Source organism: Mesorhizobium sp. 2RAF45 (genome assembly GCF_052115225.1).
Taxonomy (GTDB): Bacteria; Pseudomonadota; Alphaproteobacteria; order Rhizobiales; family Rhizobiaceae; genus Mesorhizobium; species Mesorhizobium jarvisii.
Window position 1 is genome coordinate 283,911 of record NZ_JBFRGG010000005.1, and the last position, 17,137, is coordinate 301,047.

General features: G+C 64.0%; 17 protein-coding genes. 6 read left to right on the forward strand and 11 right to left on the reverse strand.

Annotated features, from left to right (window positions below; all coding sequences use genetic code 11):
• Window positions 1-23 precede the first annotated feature (23 nt).
• Together AB4Z43_RS17095 and AB4Z43_RS17100 are read right to left on the reverse strand one after the other, a co-directional pair.
• Window positions 24-1,190 carry a mandelate racemase/muconate lactonizing enzyme family protein gene (locus AB4Z43_RS17095; protein WP_441938530.1) on the reverse strand — a complete coding sequence of 389 codons (1,167 nt, stop codon included), beginning with the start codon at window positions 1,188-1,190 and terminating at the stop codon, window positions 24-26.
• Between the two features lie 55 nt (window positions 1,191-1,245).
• The gene (locus AB4Z43_RS17100) at window positions 1,246-1,956 is read right to left on the reverse strand and encodes a GntR family transcriptional regulator (RefSeq protein ID WP_038653101.1); all 711 of its coding nucleotides are present in this window, start codon (window positions 1,954-1,956) and stop codon (window positions 1,246-1,248) included.
• Between the two features lie 214 nt (window positions 1,957-2,170).
• On the opposite strand from AB4Z43_RS17100, the gene AB4Z43_RS17105 reads away from it, so the two are divergent.
• The 6 genes from AB4Z43_RS17105 (at window position 2,171) to AB4Z43_RS17130 (ending at window position 8,644) form a co-directional block, all read left to right on the forward strand.
• Complete coding sequence (locus AB4Z43_RS17105) at window positions 2,171-3,649, forward strand: ABC transporter substrate-binding protein (RefSeq protein WP_441938532.1); 1,479 nt, start codon at window positions 2,171-2,173, stop codon at window positions 3,647-3,649.
• A gap of 77 nt (window positions 3,650-3,726) precedes the next feature.
• Complete coding sequence (locus AB4Z43_RS17110) at window positions 3,727-4,686, forward strand: carbohydrate ABC transporter permease (protein WP_019859738.1); 960 nt, start codon at window positions 3,727-3,729, stop codon at window positions 4,684-4,686.
• Complete coding sequence (locus AB4Z43_RS17115; RefSeq protein WP_019859740.1) at window positions 4,683-5,573, forward strand: carbohydrate ABC transporter permease; 891 nt, start codon at window positions 4,683-4,685, stop codon at window positions 5,571-5,573. The genes AB4Z43_RS17110 and AB4Z43_RS17115 overlap by 4 nt, the downstream gene beginning before the upstream one ends.
• Window positions 5,574-5,583: 10 nt before the next feature.
• On the forward strand, window positions 5,584-6,681 hold the full coding sequence (locus AB4Z43_RS17120) for an ABC transporter ATP-binding protein (RefSeq protein ID WP_038648582.1): 1,098 nt from the start codon (window positions 5,584-5,586) through the stop codon (window positions 6,679-6,681).
• 26 nt (window positions 6,682-6,707) lie between these two features.
• Window positions 6,708-7,871, forward strand: coding sequence for a mandelate racemase/muconate lactonizing enzyme family protein (locus AB4Z43_RS17125; protein ID WP_441938535.1), 1,164 nt, complete (start codon window positions 6,708-6,710; stop codon window positions 7,869-7,871).
• 23 nt (window positions 7,872-7,894) lie between these two features.
• The gene (locus tag AB4Z43_RS17130; RefSeq protein WP_069092763.1) at window positions 7,895-8,644 is read left to right on the forward strand and encodes a ribonuclease activity regulator RraA; all 750 of its coding nucleotides are present in this window, start codon (window positions 7,895-7,897) and stop codon (window positions 8,642-8,644) included.
• Between the two features lie 103 nt (window positions 8,645-8,747).
• On the opposite strand, the gene AB4Z43_RS17135 is transcribed toward AB4Z43_RS17130, so the two are convergent.
• From AB4Z43_RS17135 to AB4Z43_RS17175, 9 genes are all read right to left on the reverse strand, one after another.
• Entirely contained in the window at window positions 8,748-9,296 is a 549-nt protein-coding gene (locus tag AB4Z43_RS17135) for a flavin reductase family protein (RefSeq protein ID WP_019859745.1), read from the reverse strand.
• 63 nt (window positions 9,297-9,359) lie between these two features.
• Window positions 9,360-10,580, reverse strand: coding sequence for an acyl-CoA dehydrogenase family protein (locus AB4Z43_RS17140; protein WP_441938537.1), 1,221 nt, complete (start codon window positions 10,578-10,580; stop codon window positions 9,360-9,362).
• 28 nt (window positions 10,581-10,608) lie between these two features.
• Window positions 10,609-11,397 carry an alpha/beta fold hydrolase gene (locus tag AB4Z43_RS17145; protein ID WP_441938539.1) on the reverse strand — a complete coding sequence of 263 codons (789 nt, stop codon included), beginning with the start codon at window positions 11,395-11,397 and terminating at the stop codon, window positions 10,609-10,611.
• Between the two features lie 11 nt (window positions 11,398-11,408).
• Window positions 11,409-12,425 (reverse strand): zinc-dependent alcohol dehydrogenase, encoded by a 1,017-nt coding sequence (locus AB4Z43_RS17150; protein WP_064985989.1) that lies wholly within the window; start codon window positions 12,423-12,425, stop codon window positions 11,409-11,411.
• Window positions 12,426-12,438: 13 nt separating this feature from the next.
• Window positions 12,439-13,464 (reverse strand): branched-chain amino acid ABC transporter permease, encoded by a 1,026-nt coding sequence (locus AB4Z43_RS17155; RefSeq protein ID WP_202362029.1) that lies wholly within the window; start codon window positions 13,462-13,464, stop codon window positions 12,439-12,441.
• On the reverse strand, window positions 13,461-14,324 hold the full coding sequence (locus AB4Z43_RS17160; protein ID WP_019859751.1) for a branched-chain amino acid ABC transporter permease: 864 nt from the start codon (window positions 14,322-14,324) through the stop codon (window positions 13,461-13,463). The genes AB4Z43_RS17155 and AB4Z43_RS17160 overlap by 4 nt, the downstream gene beginning before the upstream one ends.
• Entirely contained in the window at window positions 14,311-15,039 is a 729-nt protein-coding gene (locus tag AB4Z43_RS17165) for an ABC transporter ATP-binding protein (RefSeq protein WP_441938542.1), read from the reverse strand. Before AB4Z43_RS17165 ends, AB4Z43_RS17160 begins: the two co-directional genes overlap by 14 nt.
• On the reverse strand, window positions 15,036-15,764 hold the full coding sequence (locus AB4Z43_RS17170; protein ID WP_019859754.1) for an ABC transporter ATP-binding protein: 729 nt from the start codon (window positions 15,762-15,764) through the stop codon (window positions 15,036-15,038). The genes AB4Z43_RS17165 and AB4Z43_RS17170 overlap by 4 nt, the downstream gene beginning before the upstream one ends.
• Before the next feature lie 25 nt (window positions 15,765-15,789).
• Window positions 15,790-17,097, reverse strand: coding sequence for an ABC transporter substrate-binding protein (locus tag AB4Z43_RS17175; RefSeq protein ID WP_019859755.1), 1,308 nt, complete (start codon window positions 17,095-17,097; stop codon window positions 15,790-15,792).
• Window positions 17,098-17,137: the final 40 nt, after the last annotated feature.

Consider the following 17,137-nt stretch of genomic DNA (forward strand, 5'->3'; position numbering starts at 1 on the left):
ACGCCGCCCGGCATTGAGCGTTGCTAGCTCAGCTCGATCTCGTGGGCTTGCAGGTAATCGCGGTTCATCTCGACACCGAGACCAGGCTTCGACGTCAGCTTGAGGCTGCCGTTCGAAACGTCGAGCGGTTTGTCGATGAGATGATCGTATTTGCCCAGGTTCCATTCCGACGTTTCGAGCTTGTAGAAGTTCGGAACGGTCATCATCACCTGCGCCCCCGCGACCACGTTGATCGGCCCCGCGGCGTCATGCGGCGAGACCGGGATGTAGTAGGCTTCGCACAGGGCGGAAATCTTCTTGAGTTCGGTAATGCCGCCGGTCCAGGTGACGTCAGGCATGATGTAGTCAGCGAGCTTGTTCTCGAGCACCGGCACGAAATCCCATTTCGTGTGGCCGCGCTCGCCCCATGAGATTGGAGCACTAACCTTGTCACGCACCTGCTTGAGCGCGTTGAGGCTTTCGGGCGGACAGGGCTCCTCGAACCAGTCGATCTGGCCGGCTTCCTCCAGGCTGCGGCAGAGGCGAATGGCGGTGGGAACGTCGAAGCGGCCATGCGCATCGATGAGGATGTCGACGTCAGGACCCGCCGTTTCGCGGATCAGCGCCGTGAGTTCGGCCGCTTCGCGCTCGTCCTTGCGGGTCATGCTGCCATCGAGGTAGCCGTCCCGCTGCTCGCGCGACAGCCCATCGGGGCCGCGGCCCTGATGCGGAAAAGGGTCGAACTTGAGCCCTGTGTGCCCGGACTCGACGATGTCCCTGATTTCGCGGACCACAGCCTCCTTGCTGGTGAACTTGGCCTGGTTGGGATGGGTGTAGAGCGCGATTTCCTCGCGCACCGGACCACCAAGCAACTCGTAGATCGGCTTGCCGAGGACTTTGCCACGGATGTCCCAGAGGGCTATGTCGATGGCGCTCACGCATTCGACGGCGGCGCCGCGGCTGCCCATATAGGTGAAGCTGCGGAAAATCTTGTGCCACAGCTGCTCGATGCGCGCCGGGTCCTCGCCGGTCACGGAGGCACCGATCTGTCGCAGGATCGTGCAGAGCGCACGGTTGGCAAGCTTCGTCGTGGTGGTGATCTCCCCCCAGCCGCTCACGCCTTCGTCGGTCGTCACTTCAACGAACAGGTACTCCCCCCAATAGGAAGCATCGGATTTGATCAGCCACGGCCGAATGCTCGTGATTTTCATCTCTCAACTATCCTCATCTGGATGACCTAAAGAGCGGTGTTCCGGGCCGATTGATCTACCCTGCCCGCGCGGCGTTGCGCGCGCGCATGTGTTCAAGGACATGCCTCCCGGAGCCCTCGACATGGCGCGCAATGAGTTCGGCTGCCTCGTCGGCATTTCCCGCCTTTACATACGCGATGAGCTCGCGGTGCTCGCGGATGATGGCGGCACGCCGGGCGAGCGTGAAATTGAAACGACGGCTCACGGCGCGCAGCACTTCGCGATGTTTCCACCAAAGCTCGGCGGCATGGCGGTTGTAGTGCCTCTGGTACATCACGGTGTGAAAAGCGGTGTCCAGCTCGCTGTGCCTGAACGTGTCGGCAAAATTGTTCTCTTCGATCAGACCTTGAAGACGTTCGAGTTCGGCGATGTCCTCGTCGGTGGCCATGCTCACGAACCATCGCGTCAGGGCCGGCTCGATCAGCACACCGATCTCGTAGATATCGCGGACAAAATCCTGATCTATGGGCCGCACGCGTGCCCCGCGATTGGGCAGAAAGGTGACAAAGCCTTCGCCGCGCAACAGTTGCAGGGCCTCGCGCACGGGATTGGTCGAGGTGCCGTGACGCCGGGCCAGATCGGTGACCACCAGACGCTCGTTGGCGGCGAGCCGGCCCTCGATGATGTCCTCCCTGATCAGCTCATAAAGCGAGGCGCCCTCGCTCGAGGCGCCGAGAGGATCGATCCCCTCGGGTGGCTCTGCTTTAAATTCCCGCGTGTCGGCCAAGGCCGGCTCCCCCTTCCATGAATACACACCTTTCTCGATATCACGCACGATTTCCATAAACAATGTACGATTTGTTGCGTTGACAGCCAATCTGCGATCTGAAAACGTATAAATTGCTCGAAGGGATACATTTGAGGAGATGTCCCCGCGACCGACGAGTAAGGCCGCTCGCCTCGATGCAGAGCGGCATGGGAGAGAAACCTGGAGGATACCTATGACGAGGATCACACTCGGCGGTGCCGTCCTGCGCGGCACTGTCTCCACTGCATTGATCGCATCGTTGATGTCCGCACCGGCTCTGGGCGCGGCGCCGGTCGACTTGAGCAAGTGGTCGCCGGAATATGTGCGCTCCATTGCGGGCACGCAGGAATTTGACACGGCCGCCGATTGCGGCAAGGTCACCCCGCTCGACTACAAAGGGCGACTGACCTTCTGGTATCAGGGCGTGTTCGAGGGCGACCCCGATCTCTTGCGCCAGTACTACAAGGATTTCTTCGAGACCTTCCGCAAGACCTATCCGAACATCCAGCTCGAGGAACAGGCCCTCACCTACAACGATCTCCTGGACAAATTCCGCACGGCGCTCCTTGGCAATGCGGCGCCGATGGCGGTCCGCCTGCAAATCCTGGGTGGCACCGAGTTCGCTTCAAAGGGCTATCTGCAGCCGCTCAAGCCCGAGGATGTAGGGTATTCGGCGGATGATTTCTGGCCCGGCGCCATGAAAGCCGTGACCTGGGACGGCGTGACCTACGGCATTCCAACCAACAATGAGACGATGGCGTTCATCTGGAACGCCGATATCTTCAAGCGCGCGGGCCTCGATCCGGACAAGGCTCCGGCAACCTGGGACGACGTCGTCAAGTATTCCAAGCAGATCCATGACAAGCTCGGCATTGCCGGTTACGGCCTTGTGGCCCGCAAGAATGCCGGCAATACCCCGTACCGCTTCATGCCTCAGTTGTGGGCCTATGGCGGCGGCGTCTTCGACGAAACCTCGGCGAACCCGACCTATCAGCAGATCGAGCTCGACAGCCCGCAGAGCAAGGCCGCGCTGCAAGCCTCTTACGACATGTATGTCCGCGACAAGTCGGTTCCGGTCTCGGCACTCACCAACCAGCAGGCCGACAACCAGCCGCTGTTCCTCGCCGGCCAGCTCGGCATGATGATCTCGCACCCGTCCGACTACAATGTCATGCTCGACCTGCAGAAGAAGGCGACCGGCACCGACAAGGACAAGGCGCAGACCGTCATTGACAACATGCGCTACGGCCTGATCCCGACCGGCCCTGATGGCAGGCGCGCCGTCGTCTTCGGCGGCTCGAACATTCACATCCTGAAGCCCGAATATGTCGAGGGCGGCAAGGTGGACGAACCGGCCGCGAAGGCTATCATCTGCATGTGGACCAGCCCGGAATGGTCGCTGAAGATGGCCTCTGCCGGCTCGAACCCGGGCAATCTCAACGGCTTCAAGACCAAATGGATGAAAGAGCGTCTGGACAGCATCAAGTTCCTCGATGTCACGACCTCGATGTTGCCATACGGCATCCCGTTCCCGGCGCTGCCGCAATCTCCCGAGATCATGAACATCATCATCCCGGACATGCTGCAGAATGCCCTGACTGGAGCGATGACCGTCGATCAGGCAGCGGACGACGCGGCCAAGAAGGTGAAAGACCTGATGGGCGGACTCTAGTCCGAGCCTGACCTGCGATCCTGACCGGCTGCCCCAAGGGTCAGCCGGTTCGTTCCGACGAACAAGGGCACGCCAAAGTGACGATCGTGACCGGCAAGACCGAGGCTCGCCGAAGATTGCAACCCGGTAAATCCGGTGTGCTGCGCAAGATCTGGGAGCATCGCGCTGACTATGCGTACGTGCTGCCCGCGATCGCCGTGATGCTCGTCGTCATCGCCTATCCGATCTACTACACGATCGAGCTGTCGTTCTTTAATACGCCGCCTGGCCTGCAGCTCCGCGACAAGACCTTCGTCGGCTTCAACAATTACACCGCCATCCTCACCAGTGCGGTGTTCTGGAAGGTCACCTGGAACACGCTGATCTGGACGGTGGGGTCCACCGGCATCTCCTTCGTCCTGGGGTTTGCCGCCGCGCTGGCGCTCCACCGTGACTTTTTCGGCCGTGGTGTGCTGCGCGCCATCCTGATCATTCCCTGGGTCATCAGCGCGGTCGCCGCCTCCTATATCTGGAAGTGGATCTACCACTCGGACTTTGGCATCATCGGCGCGGTGCTGGTCGGCCTCGGACTGGCCGACCGGCCGCCGAATTTCATCGACAGCGTCTCGACGGTGCTGCCCTCCCTTATCGTCGTCAACATCTGGCGCGAATTTCCGTTTGCCATGATCATGATGATGGCCGGCCTGCAGACGGTCCCCGACCAGTTGCTGCGCGCCGCCAAAGTCGACGGGGCCAATGCGTGGCAGCGCTTCTGGCACGTCACCTTCCCGCATTTGAGAAACGTCTCGACCGTGACGATCCTGCTGCTGGCGGTCGCCAACTTCAACTCCTTCATCATCCCCTGGATCATGACCGGCGGCGGTCCGTCGAACGCATCGCATATCTGGATCACCCACATCTATGAGCTCGCCTTCGGCCGGCAGCGCTGGGGGGTGGCGTCGGCCTACTCGGTGCTGCTGTTCATCATCCTGATGACGTTCGGCTACTTCTACGTCCGCGCGCTAAGCGGCAACGACAGGAAGGATGGCAGCGCATGAGCACGATTGCCGAGACAGCCGCTCGAGGCCAGGCCCGTCGCCGCCTGCGCTTCGACGGATGGCGGTGGGGCGGACGCATCTTCCTCGTGTTCATGCTGCTTTACACCGCGTTGCCGATGGTCTGGATGCTGCTCACCTCGATCAAGTCCGGCTTCGCCGCGATGCAATTCCCGCCGCAATGGTGGCCTGACCAGCCGACCCTTGCCAGCTACCAGAAGCTGCTCGATCCGCAGAACAGCGTCGGCCAGGACTTCCTCCGCTTCTTCTGGAACAGCCTTTTCGTCTCCACCGCCACCACTGTCCTCTCGGTGATCGTGGCGGTTCCGGCGGCCTACGCGTTTTCGCGCTTCACCTTCCCGGGCCGGAACTTCCTGTTCTTCACCGTCCTGCTGCGCAACATGTTCCCGGCGGTGATCTTTCTCGTGCCGCTGTTCATCCTGATGCGCGCGATCGGGCTGGTGAACACGCATGGCTCGCTCGTTCTCACCTACCTCACCTTCGGCCTTCCGCTGGCGATCTGGCTGCTCAAGGGCTTCTACGACAACATCCCGGTGCAGCTCGAGCAGGCGGCGCGAATCGATGGCGCAACGCGGTTCCAGGCCTTCATCCTGATCGTGATGCCGCTCTCGACGCCGGGCATCATCGCCACGGCGATCTATTCCTTCATCGGTGCGTGGAACGAGTACATCTACGCCTACACCTTCCTCTCCAAGAACGAACAGCTGACGCTGCCGGTCGGCATCCAGCGCTTCTTCTCGGAAAACACGACGGACTTTCCGGGCCTGATGGCGGCCAGTTTCATCATGAGCGTGCCCGTCGTGGTGCTGTTCCTCGTCCTGCAACGATACTTCGTACGCGCCCTTACAGAAGGCGCGGTCAAGCATTAGGGAGTTGCCGATGGCCCATGTGGTCCTCAAAGATCTCGTCAAGACCTATGGCAGCTTCAAAGCCGTCAACGAGGTCTCGCTGACGGTCAATGATGGTGAGTTCGTCGCGCTCGTCGGCCCCTCGGGCTGCGGCAAGACGACAACGCTCAATCTCATTGCCGGGCTGATCCCGATCACATCGGGCGACATCGTCATCGGCGACCAGGTGGTCAACGATCTCGACCCCAAGGACCGGGACATCGCAATGGTGTTCCAGAACTACGCGCTCTATCCGCAAAAGTCGGTCTATATGAACCTCGCCTTCCCGCTGCAGATGCGCAAGCTGCCCAAGGCCGAGATCGACAAGAAGGTCCGCGAAGCGGCGCGTGTGCTCGACATGACGCAGTTGCTCGAGCGCAAGCCGCGCGAACTTTCGGGCGGTCAACAGCAGCGCGTGGCGCTTGGCCGGGCGCTTGTTCGAGACCCCGCGGTGTTCCTGATGGACGAACCGCTGTCCAATCTCGACGCCAAGCTGCGCGTCCAGATGCGCTCCGAAATCAAGCGATTCCATCAGGACCTCAAGGCGACGATCGTCTATGTGACGCACGACCAGCTCGAGGCCGTGACCATGGCGGACAGGATGGCTGTGATGAACGGCGGCTTTCTGCAGCAATATGATTCGCCGGCGCAGGTTTTCGCGCATCCCGCCAACATGTTCGTCGCCAGCTTCGTCGGCAGCCCGGCGATGAGCCTTATTCCGCTGGAAGCATCGACGGCAAACGGCGACACCGTCCTGAAGAGCGCCGAAGGCTGGAGCCTCCAGCTGTCGCAACGCAACGCGCGCAAGGCCCAGAGCGCGACCACCAGGAAGGTCGTGCTCGGTGCGCGACACTCGACGATCAAACTCCACAAAAGCGCGGTCCCCGGCGCCATCCCGGCCAAGGCCTATACGGTGGAACCAACCGGAGACGTCACCTTCGTGCAGGCGCTCCTCTCCGGCGCCATCGTCAACATCAGCGTGTCCCCCAACATTGCCGTCAAACCTGACGAGCAGATCTGGCTCGAGTTCGACCAGGAGCGGATGCACCTGTTCGACGGCGAAACTGAAATGGCACTCGAGGCCGCCTGAGACAGGCGATTGGGATGTGGGCGTGGATGACGACGAAGCTCAAGATCACGGCGATCAAGCCCTACCCGGTGTGGGTGGGAACGCGCAACCAGATGCTGGTGAAGGTCGAGACCGACCAGGGCATATTCGGCTGGGGCGAGAGCGGCTTGAGCGGCCGCGAAAGGGCCGTGACCGGCGCGGTCGAGCACTATCGCGAATTCCTCATCGGCCGCGATCCCCTGCAGATCGGCCGGATCTGGCAAGAGGCCTATCGCAGCCAGTATTTCGAAGGCGGGCGCGTTCTGCAGGCGGCGATTTCCGCCATCGACATCGCGCTTCATGACATCAAGGGCAAGGCGCTGGGGGTGCCGGTCTACGAACTGCTCGGCGGCAAGCAGCGTGACCGCATCCCCACCTTCGCTTCGACCGGTGACGAGGCCGAGGGCGATGTCGCCATCGAACGGGCCCGCGAGCTGTACAAGCAGGGCTGGCAGGCGATCCGCTTCTTCCCCGCCGGGCAAAGCAGCAAGGACATTTTCGAGCCGCGCGAGTCGATCGGCGTGACCGCCCGGATGCTGAACAAGGCCCGCGAGGCGCTGGGCGACGAGGTCGTCCTCGGCATCGACTATCATCATCGGCTGTCGGTGGCCGAGGCGGCGAGCTTCTGCAACAAGCTCGGCCGCGGCGTGCTCGATTTCCTCGAGGAGCCGATACGCGACGAAACCCCGGAAGCCTACGAATCCCTGCGCACGATGACCGACATCCCGTTCGCCATCGGCGAGGAATTTGCCAGCAAGTGGCAGTTCCTGCCCTACATCGAGCGCGGCATCCATCAGTTCAACCGGCTCGATGTCTGCAATGTCGGCGGGCTCACCGAAGCGATGAAGGTCGCCGGCTGGAGCGAGGCGCACTATGTCGACCTGATGCCGCACAATCCGCTGGGCCCGGTGTGCACGGCCGCGACCGTGCATCTCGCCGCCGCGGTCCCCAATTTCGCCTGGCTCGAGACCAGGGTGCCCGAAAGGAAGCTGGGCTTCGACAGTTCCGAGTTCTTCCCCGTGCAACCACAACTCGACGGCCCCGCCTATCCGGTCGGCGATCTGCCGGGGCTCGGCGTCGAGGTCAACGAGGCGGCGATCCAGGCGCAGAGTTTCCGTTTCTGGGAGGCACCCCACCTCAAGCGCCGCGACGGTTCTGTCACCAACTGGTAGTTCAATTTCAACCGGAGTCCACCATGACGCATACCTCCGACATCATTCGGCCGCCCAAGGACCTGATCGAGGGATTGAGGGAGATCGGTGCCGCGACCGTTGCGGGCACGCTCGGCCATATGGGCTTCCGCAATCCCCACATGGTCGGTCCGGTGGCGCAGAATCACGGCAAGTCGATCGTCGGGCCGGCGCTGACGCTGCAATTCCTGCCGCAGCGGCCGGATCTCTTCAACGAGGGCGAATATGCCGACCCGGAGACGCAACTGCACCGGCACGTGCTTTATCATGCCCAGGAAGGCGACGTGGTCGTGGTCGACGCGCGCGGCGATATGAGCTCGGGTGTCTTCGGCGACATGATGTCGACCTACTTCAAGGGCAGAGGCGGCGCGGGCATCGTCATTGACGGATGCATGCGCGACAGGCCCAATGTCGAGAAGCTCGACCTGCCGCTTTGGCTGCGCGGCTGGACGCCCAACTATCATGTTCAGACCAGCATTTACCCCAATGCCGTCAACGTTCCGATTGCCTGCGGCGGTGTCGCGGTGATCCCCGGCGACATCATCGTTGCCGACGATGACGGCGTCGTGGTGGTTCCCGTCGCCATGGCCGCAAAGGTCATCGAAGAAGCAAAGACACATCACGATTGGGAAGAGTTCTCGCGAGAGAAGCTTATGCAGGGCGCTCCTTTGCAACGCTATTATCCGCTGCATGACGACGCCCGCGCAGAATACGAGGCGTGGCGCAAAGCAAACGGCTTGGGGAACCCGAACTAGCGCAGGGATCACCCGCGGCGGGTGGCAGCCCTTTCCGGCGGCGCGATGGCCTCTCGCCGCAGCGTCGCGCGATATTTTGAGCCTGCCTCGGCTACGGGCGGGCTCAAAGAAAACGTGACGAATCGAGCAGCTCGGCCACGCCGTCCAGTTCCTTGTGCAGGCGATGCCAGCGACGGTCGAGATAGACCAGCGAATGCGCCTCCGGAGGGACCTCGTCCGGCTGGACGTCTCCTTCCAGCAGCTCCGCCGCGACCAGCGTCGCGCCCTCGATCGGCAGCAGGCCGAGCCGGCGCGCGCGGAACCAGGTCGAAACGCCGGTATAGCGCGGCTCGCCCGTCGGCAGCCGTGCCCAGGCGCCCCCGGGCGGAAAGCGTTCCGCGCCGCTCGATGCGCAGAGTTGCGCCAGGTCGATATCGGTGAAGCGGAGCAGGTGGATCACCATGGTCTCGGCCCGCAGCAGGGGCTCGGACGAGGTCGATTTCATCGAAAGCGAGAAGGCGACGACCGGCGGCGCCGCACTCACCGAGATCAGCGAGGACACGGTCATCGCCACCGGCCTGTCGCCGGGGTCGGCCGTGATCACGGCGACACCCGCCGGATGGCGGCGAAAGGCTTCGCGGAAGGCGTTGGTCATCGGATGCGGCAAGCTCATCGACGTATCTCAGCTCCACTTTGAAAAGGAGGCCGGGCGGCGTCCCCCGCCCGGCCCTTCGGACTACTTCTTCTCGATCAGGTCGTAGAACTGCCAGACGCGGTCGCTCCACATGCCGCCGATATCGCGGCCGGCCGAGGTGACGATCGACGGCGCGATCGTGAAGTGGTTGGCCGCCACCATCATCTCGCGGAAGGTGCGCTGGATCACGCCGGCGCGCAGCGACGCGCCGCCGCCCGCGCGGTAGGCGAAGTTGCAGATATCGACGCCGACTTCGTGAATCTCGGACTTGGCCAGATGGACAAGGCTGATCTGTCGCGTCGACATCCTGTTGCCTGCCTCGACCGTCGCCTCGACGTCGCGCCAGGTTTCGAAGACAAAGGCGCGGGCGGCACGATAGCGGGCCTCGGCGCGGCCGTAGTCGTGCCAGAACTTCTCGCTCTCGCCGATCAGCCCGGCGCGGCCCGACTTCGAGCGGGCGAACTTGGCGATCTCGTCCAGCATCCGCCGGCCGGCACCCAGCGCCCAGCCGGTATGGCCGATGGCGGCGAGGCCCACGACACCGAGGCTGAAGAACTCCTTCTGGCGCAGCGGCGGCGCGGTCAGGATCGGGAAGACGAGATCATCGGCGATGAAGACGTCATCGGCCGCGTAGTCGATGCTGCCGGTGCCGCCAAGGCCCAGCACGTCCCAATTGCCGAGCTGCTTGTGCTCGGAGATCGGCGCATGGGCGCACATGACGATGACATTGCCGTTCTCGTCCTTGGCGGGCTTGCCGGCGCCGTCGTCGACGAAGGCGGCGCTGTGGCTGTAGGTGGCGTGGCTGAATCCACTGCCATAGCTCCACTTGCCGTTCAGCCGGTAGCCGCCGTCGACCTTCTTCAGCATGCCCAGCGGCGCGCCCTGCCCCGAGAAGCGGTTGTCGGTGCCCGGCGCGAAAAGCCGCGCGACCGCACTGTCAGGCAGGAAGGCCGCCGACATCGCGCCGATGCAGCAATGCACCATCGAAACCCAGCCCGCCGCACCCGAATGCCAGGTGATCGCCTCGATCAGTTCAAGGCCCTGCGTGGGTGGCAACTGCGCGCCGCCAAGGCTTTCGGCGGCGAAGATATGCGACATGCGCAGCGGCTTCAGCGCCTCGAAACTAGCCTGGGTCAGTTCGCCGCTCTCCTCGTCGGCGGCGGCATTGGCTTCCAGGATCGGCCCGATCTCCGCGATCTTCTTCAGCAGGTCGCGATGGTCGACGGTCGTTCCCCAAGAGCCATGCTTGATGGGTTTGTTCATCGTTTTCTCCTCCTTGTTTGAAATGTGATCAGCCGGCGAGGAAGTCGCCGATCTTGCTCAGCGTTTCGGGTTTTTCCTGCATGACGAAATGGCCGGCATCCTCGACCAGGATCAGGCGTGCATCCGGGAGCGCCTCGACGAAGAGTGGCGCCTGGCCGGTGGGCAGCAGGCGGTCCTTGGTGCCCCAGACGACCAGCGCCGGATTGGTGATGCGCGCCAGGAAGCGGCGCAGATTCGGGTGGCCCATGCCGAATGGCGCCAGCAGGCGACCCAGCGTCTCGCCCTCACGGGCGCGATCGGCGCCGAAGGCCTCCGCAAAGGCCGGGTCCGAGCCGTCGGGGAAATAGCGCAACGCCACCGAGACGTCATGCGCCAGAAAGGCCGGCAGCTCCTGCGGCGCCACCGCGCCCAAATCCGTCGCCGGATGCGCGGGATCGTTGAGCCCGGCCGGCGCGACCAGCACCACCTTGTCGAAACGCTCGCGGGCAAGGCCAGCCAGCTCGGTCGCCATCCAGCCACCCATGGAAAAGCCGATGAGATGAGGCTTCTCCGGCAGGTCCAGGGCATCGAGCAGGTTCAGATAATGCAGAACCATGTCGGACATGCCAGCCACATGCGGCGCGGCACCCGAAAAGCCGAAGCCCGGATGGCTGGGGCACAGAACGCGGAAACGGTCGGCGAGACCTGCTGCAAAGTCGAAACCTTCCAGCGTCGAGGCGCCGTGCAGGAACAGCACGGGCTTGCCCTTGCCGATGGCCTTCACCACCGTCTTTACGCCGCCGACATCGTATTCGAGCGTTTCGAACTGGACGGTCATTCTATTCCTCCTCAGACAAGGTCGGGCTGGATCAGCACTTTGCACTGCGTCGTGCGGCGGCGAAGGCTCTCGAAGACCTGCGGAACCGGCGACAGATCGATCCGGTCGGTGATCAGCGCCTGCGGCGCGAAAGGTCCGCCGCGCAGCGCATCGAGGGCGACGCCGAACTCGTTGCGCTGATGGAAGAAGACCGAAAACAGCAGGTTCACTTCTTTGGTCAGCGCGACGAACGGGTCCCATTCGTCGCCGCCGATGCACAGGCCGACGCCGACCACCGTGCCCTGCAGCCGGACGGCCTTGACCGCCGCGTCGATGAGGCCGCGCTTGCCGACGCATTCGAAGACGATATCGGGCGCGCCGCCGCAGAGATCGGCAAGGTTCGCGGCCAGCTTGTTGCCCGATAGCGCGAAACCGGTCGCGCCAAGCGCCAGCGCGCGGTCCCGCTGATGGCTGTGGATATCGGCCACGACCACGCACGACGCCCCCATCCGCCGCGCCCAGAAGGCGACGAGCAGGCCGATTGGTCCGGCGCCCAGGATCGCGACCCGGTCTCCCGGCTTCATGCCCGAGCGCACGATGCAATGCAGCGCGACCGAGAGCGGCTCGGCCAGCGCGCCATCCTCTATCGCCGCCTCTTCGTGCAGGACATGGCATTGGCGCGCGGCGACGGCCGCGTATTGCGCATAGCCGCCGCCAATCAGAACCATGTCGGGGCAGCGGCCTGGATCGCCGCGCCGGCAAGCCTGGCAGTGCCCGCAGCCGCGCATCGGCACGACGGCGACACGGTCACCGATCCGAAGGTCGGCCACCCGTGATCCCAGCGCGACGACGTCGCCGGCGAATTCATGGCCGAGGACGAAGCCTCCACCGATGCCGAAAGGCGCTGGATCCTCGGTGATGTGCAAGTCGCTGCCGCAGATGCCGCAAGCGGCGACACGCAGGACGACCTCGTCGGGCGCCGGGGTCGGGTCCGGCACCGTGCCGACGCGCAGCGGACTGCCGACCGTATCGAAGATGGCTGCTTTCATAGAACCCTCCCTCTCAGCGGTCCGGATCGACGAGCTTGCGTCGGATCGGGAACCATGGCGCATCCCACCGTTTCGAGATCAGGCCCCAGATGCCGGTGCGGGCGTAGAGCGCCACCAGCAGCGTCATCAGGCCGAGGACGACGAAATAGGTTGCGCCGTATTCACCGAACCAGCGGTCAGCGATGAAGAAGATCAGGGATCCGATCAGAACGCCCTCGATGGAGCCGATGCCGCCGACCATGACGATGAAGATCGCCACATTCGCCCACATCGGATCGAAGGCCGAACCCGGCGTGATCCGCAACTGCGCCATGAAGTAGATCGCGCCCGCAAGGCCGCAGCCGACCGCCGACGCGACGTAGACGAGGAAGCGCAGCTTTGCGACATTCACGCCTTGGCTGGCAGCCGCAACCGGATTGTCGCGCATGGCGATCAGCGCAAGGCCGAAGCGCGAGCGAAGCAGCCAGTAGCTGCCGCCCAGCGTGACCAGCAGCATGCCGGCGCAGAGCAGTGACATGGCGACATTGCGCTCGAAGGCCGAATAATCCTTCATCACGCGCAGCGACATGCCCGCGCCGGAATTGACCAGCGGCAGGTTCGAGGCGGTCAGCCGGAAGACCTCGGCCACCACCCATGTGCCGATCGAGAAATACGGACCGTCCAGGCGATGAAGCAAAAGGTAGATCGGCACGGCCAGCGCCGCCGGCACCAGCAGCGACAGGAAGACCGCCGCGAACGGATTGATGCCGTAGGTCTGCGCCAACACGAAAAGCGCGTAGCCGGCCGCGCCCATGAAGGCGTGCTGGCCCACCGAGACAAGGCCGGCATAGCCGGCGAGCAGGTTCCACATCTGCGCGACGGCGATGTAGCAGCATAACACCAGGATCGAGCGGATCGTACCGGTCGAGGCCCACCAAGGCATGGCCGCGACAGCGATCATCGCCAGCACCGCCAGCGTCATCGCGACGCGGCCAGACCGGGTCTGGCGCTGCACCAGCACCTCGGGCGCCTCAGCTTCCGTGTAGGGGATCGCGCTCATGCCAATGCCTTTCCGAACAGGCCCTGCGGGCGGGTCGCCAGCACGATCAGGAAGACGATGTGTCCGGCGAGCACGCCAAAGCCCGGATCGATGCGGAAGCCGATGGCCTGCGAGATGCCGAGGACCATCGAGCCAACGAAGGCGCCCCAAACCGTACCCATGCCGCCGATGATCACCGCCTCGAACGCGTAGATCAGTTGGGCCGGTCCATCGGCCGGCGCGACGGTCGACCGCAGCGCCTGGAAGACGGCTGCAAAGCCCAGGATGCCGACCGCCGCCGCCGTCGCCATCGCATAGACGGCGCGCGGGTTGATGCCGGTCATCGCCGCCGCCTCGACATCGGCCGACGCGGCGCGCAGCGCCCGGCCGAAGCGCGTGCGCTTCAACGTCAGATCGAGGCCCCAGGTCAGACCCGTGGCGACCGCCAGCACGATCAGCGGCAGCAGGCCGATATAGACGCTGCCGATCTCGATGGATTGGCTCTCGATCCCATGGCCGGGCAGCGACCGGCTGTTGGCGGACCAGATTTGCAGCATCAGGTTCTGCAGCGCGATCGACAGTCCGAAGGTCGCGATCAGCGAAGGCAGCGGATCGCTGCCCACAACCCGGTTCAGCACGGCCTTCTGCAGCACCCAGCCCATCAGCACCGCGAGCGGCACCAATACGATCAGCACAGGCAGCGGTCCCAGACCCCAGGCCGAGGCCATCGAGATGCCGATCAGCGACAGCAGGATCACCAGGTCGCCATGGCTGATGTTGACGATGCGCATGACACCGAACATCAGCGCCATGCCGAGCGCATACTGGGCATACATGCCGCCCAGCAGGATCCCCTGCACCAAGGCGTCAAACCACTCCATGGCCCGCTCCAAAATAGGCTTTGCCGATCTGCTCGCGCGTGATTTCGGCCGACCTGCCGGTCAGGGTCACGCGCCCCTCCAGCATGCAGTAGAGGCGATCCGAGGCGCTCCGGGCGAGGCCGACATCCTGTTCGACCACGATCATCGCCGTGCCGGTGGCACGGATTTCAGGCAGAGCGGCATAGATCTCGCGGATCACCTTGGGTGCAAGGCCGAGGCTGATCTCGTCGCAGAGCAGCACGCGCGGCTGGCACAGCAGCGCGCGGCCGATGGCCACCATCTGCTGCTGCCCGCCCGAGAGGCTCTGCACCTGCGTGCGGGCCTTCTCCTTGAGGATCGGGAACAGCTGGTGCAGCCGTGGCAGCGTCCATCCGCCCTTGGCGCCCATGCGCGCGGCCTGGTCGATGGCGACGCGCAGATTGTCCTCGACCGACATGCCGGTGAACAGGCGGCGGCCCTCCGGCACGATGGCGACGCCCTTCTGCACCATGCGGTCGGTCGCGGTGCTGCCGACAGGGTCGCCGTGCAGCCGCACCATCTCGCGTCCGACCGGGAGCAGGCCCATGATCGAACGCAGGAGGGTGGACTTGCCTGCCCCGTTGGCGCCGATCAGGGCCACGGCCTCACCCTGGTGCAGCTCGATGTCGATGCCGTAGAGCGCCTGGAAATCGCCATAGCGGGCCAAGAGCCCGTGGGTGGAAAGAACGGCCGTCATGCCTCGATCCCCATATAGACGCGCTGGACCTCGGGCAGCGCGATCACCTCGGCCGGCACGCCTTCGGCGATCTTCTCGCCGAAGTTCAGCACCAACAGCCGGTCGGCCACCGCCAGCAGCGCATGCAGCACGTGCTCGATCCAGACGATGGTGATGCCGCGGTCGCGGATGCGGCGCACCAGCGCCACCAGCGCTTTCGATTCATCGTCGGTCAGCCCGCCCGCGATCTCGTCCAGCAGCAGCAGCTTCGGATCCGACGCCAGCGCGCGCGCCAGTTCCAGCCGCTTGCGGTCGAGCAGCGTCAGGGCACCGGCCGAGACATTGGCCTTGTCGGAAAGCTCGCAATCGCGCAGCACCTGGGCGCAGAAGGCATAGCTTTGCTTCTCCGACCGGCCGCCGCCGAACGCGGCGGCGACCAGCAGGTTCTCGAAAGTGGTCATGCCGGAATAGGGACGCGGGATCTGATAGGTCCGTCCGATCCCCATCTGGCAGCGACGGAAGGGCGGCTCGCCGCGCAGCGCCGTGTCGCCGAGCTGGATCTCGCCGCCGGACGCCTTCAAATCGCCGCTGATCATGTTGAACAGCGTCGTCTTGCCCGCCCCGTTCGGGCCGAGGATGCCCAGCACCTCGCCCCGACGCACGTCGAAACTCACCTCATGCAGGACGCGGACGGCGCCGAAGGACTTCGACACGCCGCGCGCCGTCAGCAGGATTTCCCTATCCATCGATCCGTCCGCGTCCCTGCTCATGTCACCAGGCGATCGGCTTGATCGCCTGTTGCGGCGCGAAGAGCTGATTGACCGTGTTGTCGACGATCTTCAGGTCGTAGGGCCATTTCTCGCCCTTCACCCACTGGCCGCCGAAGATCGGCGTCTTGCAGATGTTCTTGTGCGCCGAACCGTCGAACTTGATATGGCCGACCAGCGTCTGCAGATCGGTGGCGACCAGCGCGTCGCGGTTGGCCGTCCGGTCGAGCGGATTGGAGGAGCGCTTCAATATGTCCAGCGCGACCTCGAGCAGGGCATGCGAATAACCCAGCGGCTGTGTCCACTGCCGCTTCGAATCAGCTTCCCATTGGCTGGCGATGTCGCTGCTGACCTGGCCAGTCAGCGACGACTTGAACGGGAAGGCGGGCGTCCACCAGACCTCGGAGGACATGCCGTTGCCGAGCGGACCCATCGCCTCGACGCCGCCCGGGAACAAGAGTGCTGCCGCCACCGTGACCGCCTTCGGCTTGAAGCCCTGCTGGTTGCACTGGGTGACGAAGGTCTTGAGATCGTCCGGATAAGTGATGCCGCCGATGATGTCGCAGCCCTGTTTCTTGAATTCGGATATCTGCGCGGAGAAGTCATTGGTGCGCGGCTGGAAATAGCCGGGCACGACGACCTCGTAGCCGGCCTTGCGGGTTGGTGCCGGCAGGCCGTATTCGTCATTGCCCCAGGTCTCGCCGTCGATGTTCTGGGGAAACAGCATCCCGACCTTCTTGTTGGTCTCCAGATGGTTCCAGAGCCCGACAAAGGTGTTCAGCGCTTCGTCGAGACCCCAGAAGAAATGGTAGGTCCAGTCGAAGGTCTGCTTGCCGCCGCCGCGCGGCATGATCACCGCTTGCCAGGGCGCGCCCGAGGAGATGCAGGGCGTCTCATAGAGTTCGGACTGTTCGGCCGCGGGCAGGATCGTATCGGTGGTCGAGGCCGGAACGAGCAGGTGCACCTCGTCGTTCAGAATGAGGTTGCCGGCGATTTCCGATGCCTTGTTCGGATTGGACTGGCTGTCGCGGTCGAGGATCTCGATCTCGTAGGTATTGCCGTTGGCGCATTGCAGCTGGCCGCCGAGCAGGGCGCGGATCTTCTGCAAGGTGTAGCCGTCCGTCTCGCCGAAGAGGGCGAGCGGACCGGTGGTGGGGCTGAGATAACCCAGCTTGATCTTGCCCGCCGTCGCGGCGCGCGCATAGCGCGGCATGGCCAGCGTACTGGCGGCGGCAACACCAGCTCCAAGCCCCTTCAGCACGGTCCGGCGGCTGGGCAAGCCCGATTTCACGAGTTTGTTGTAGTAGGTCATGGTCATTTCCTCCCTTGGTTAAGCCGGCCCGTCCCCTCGA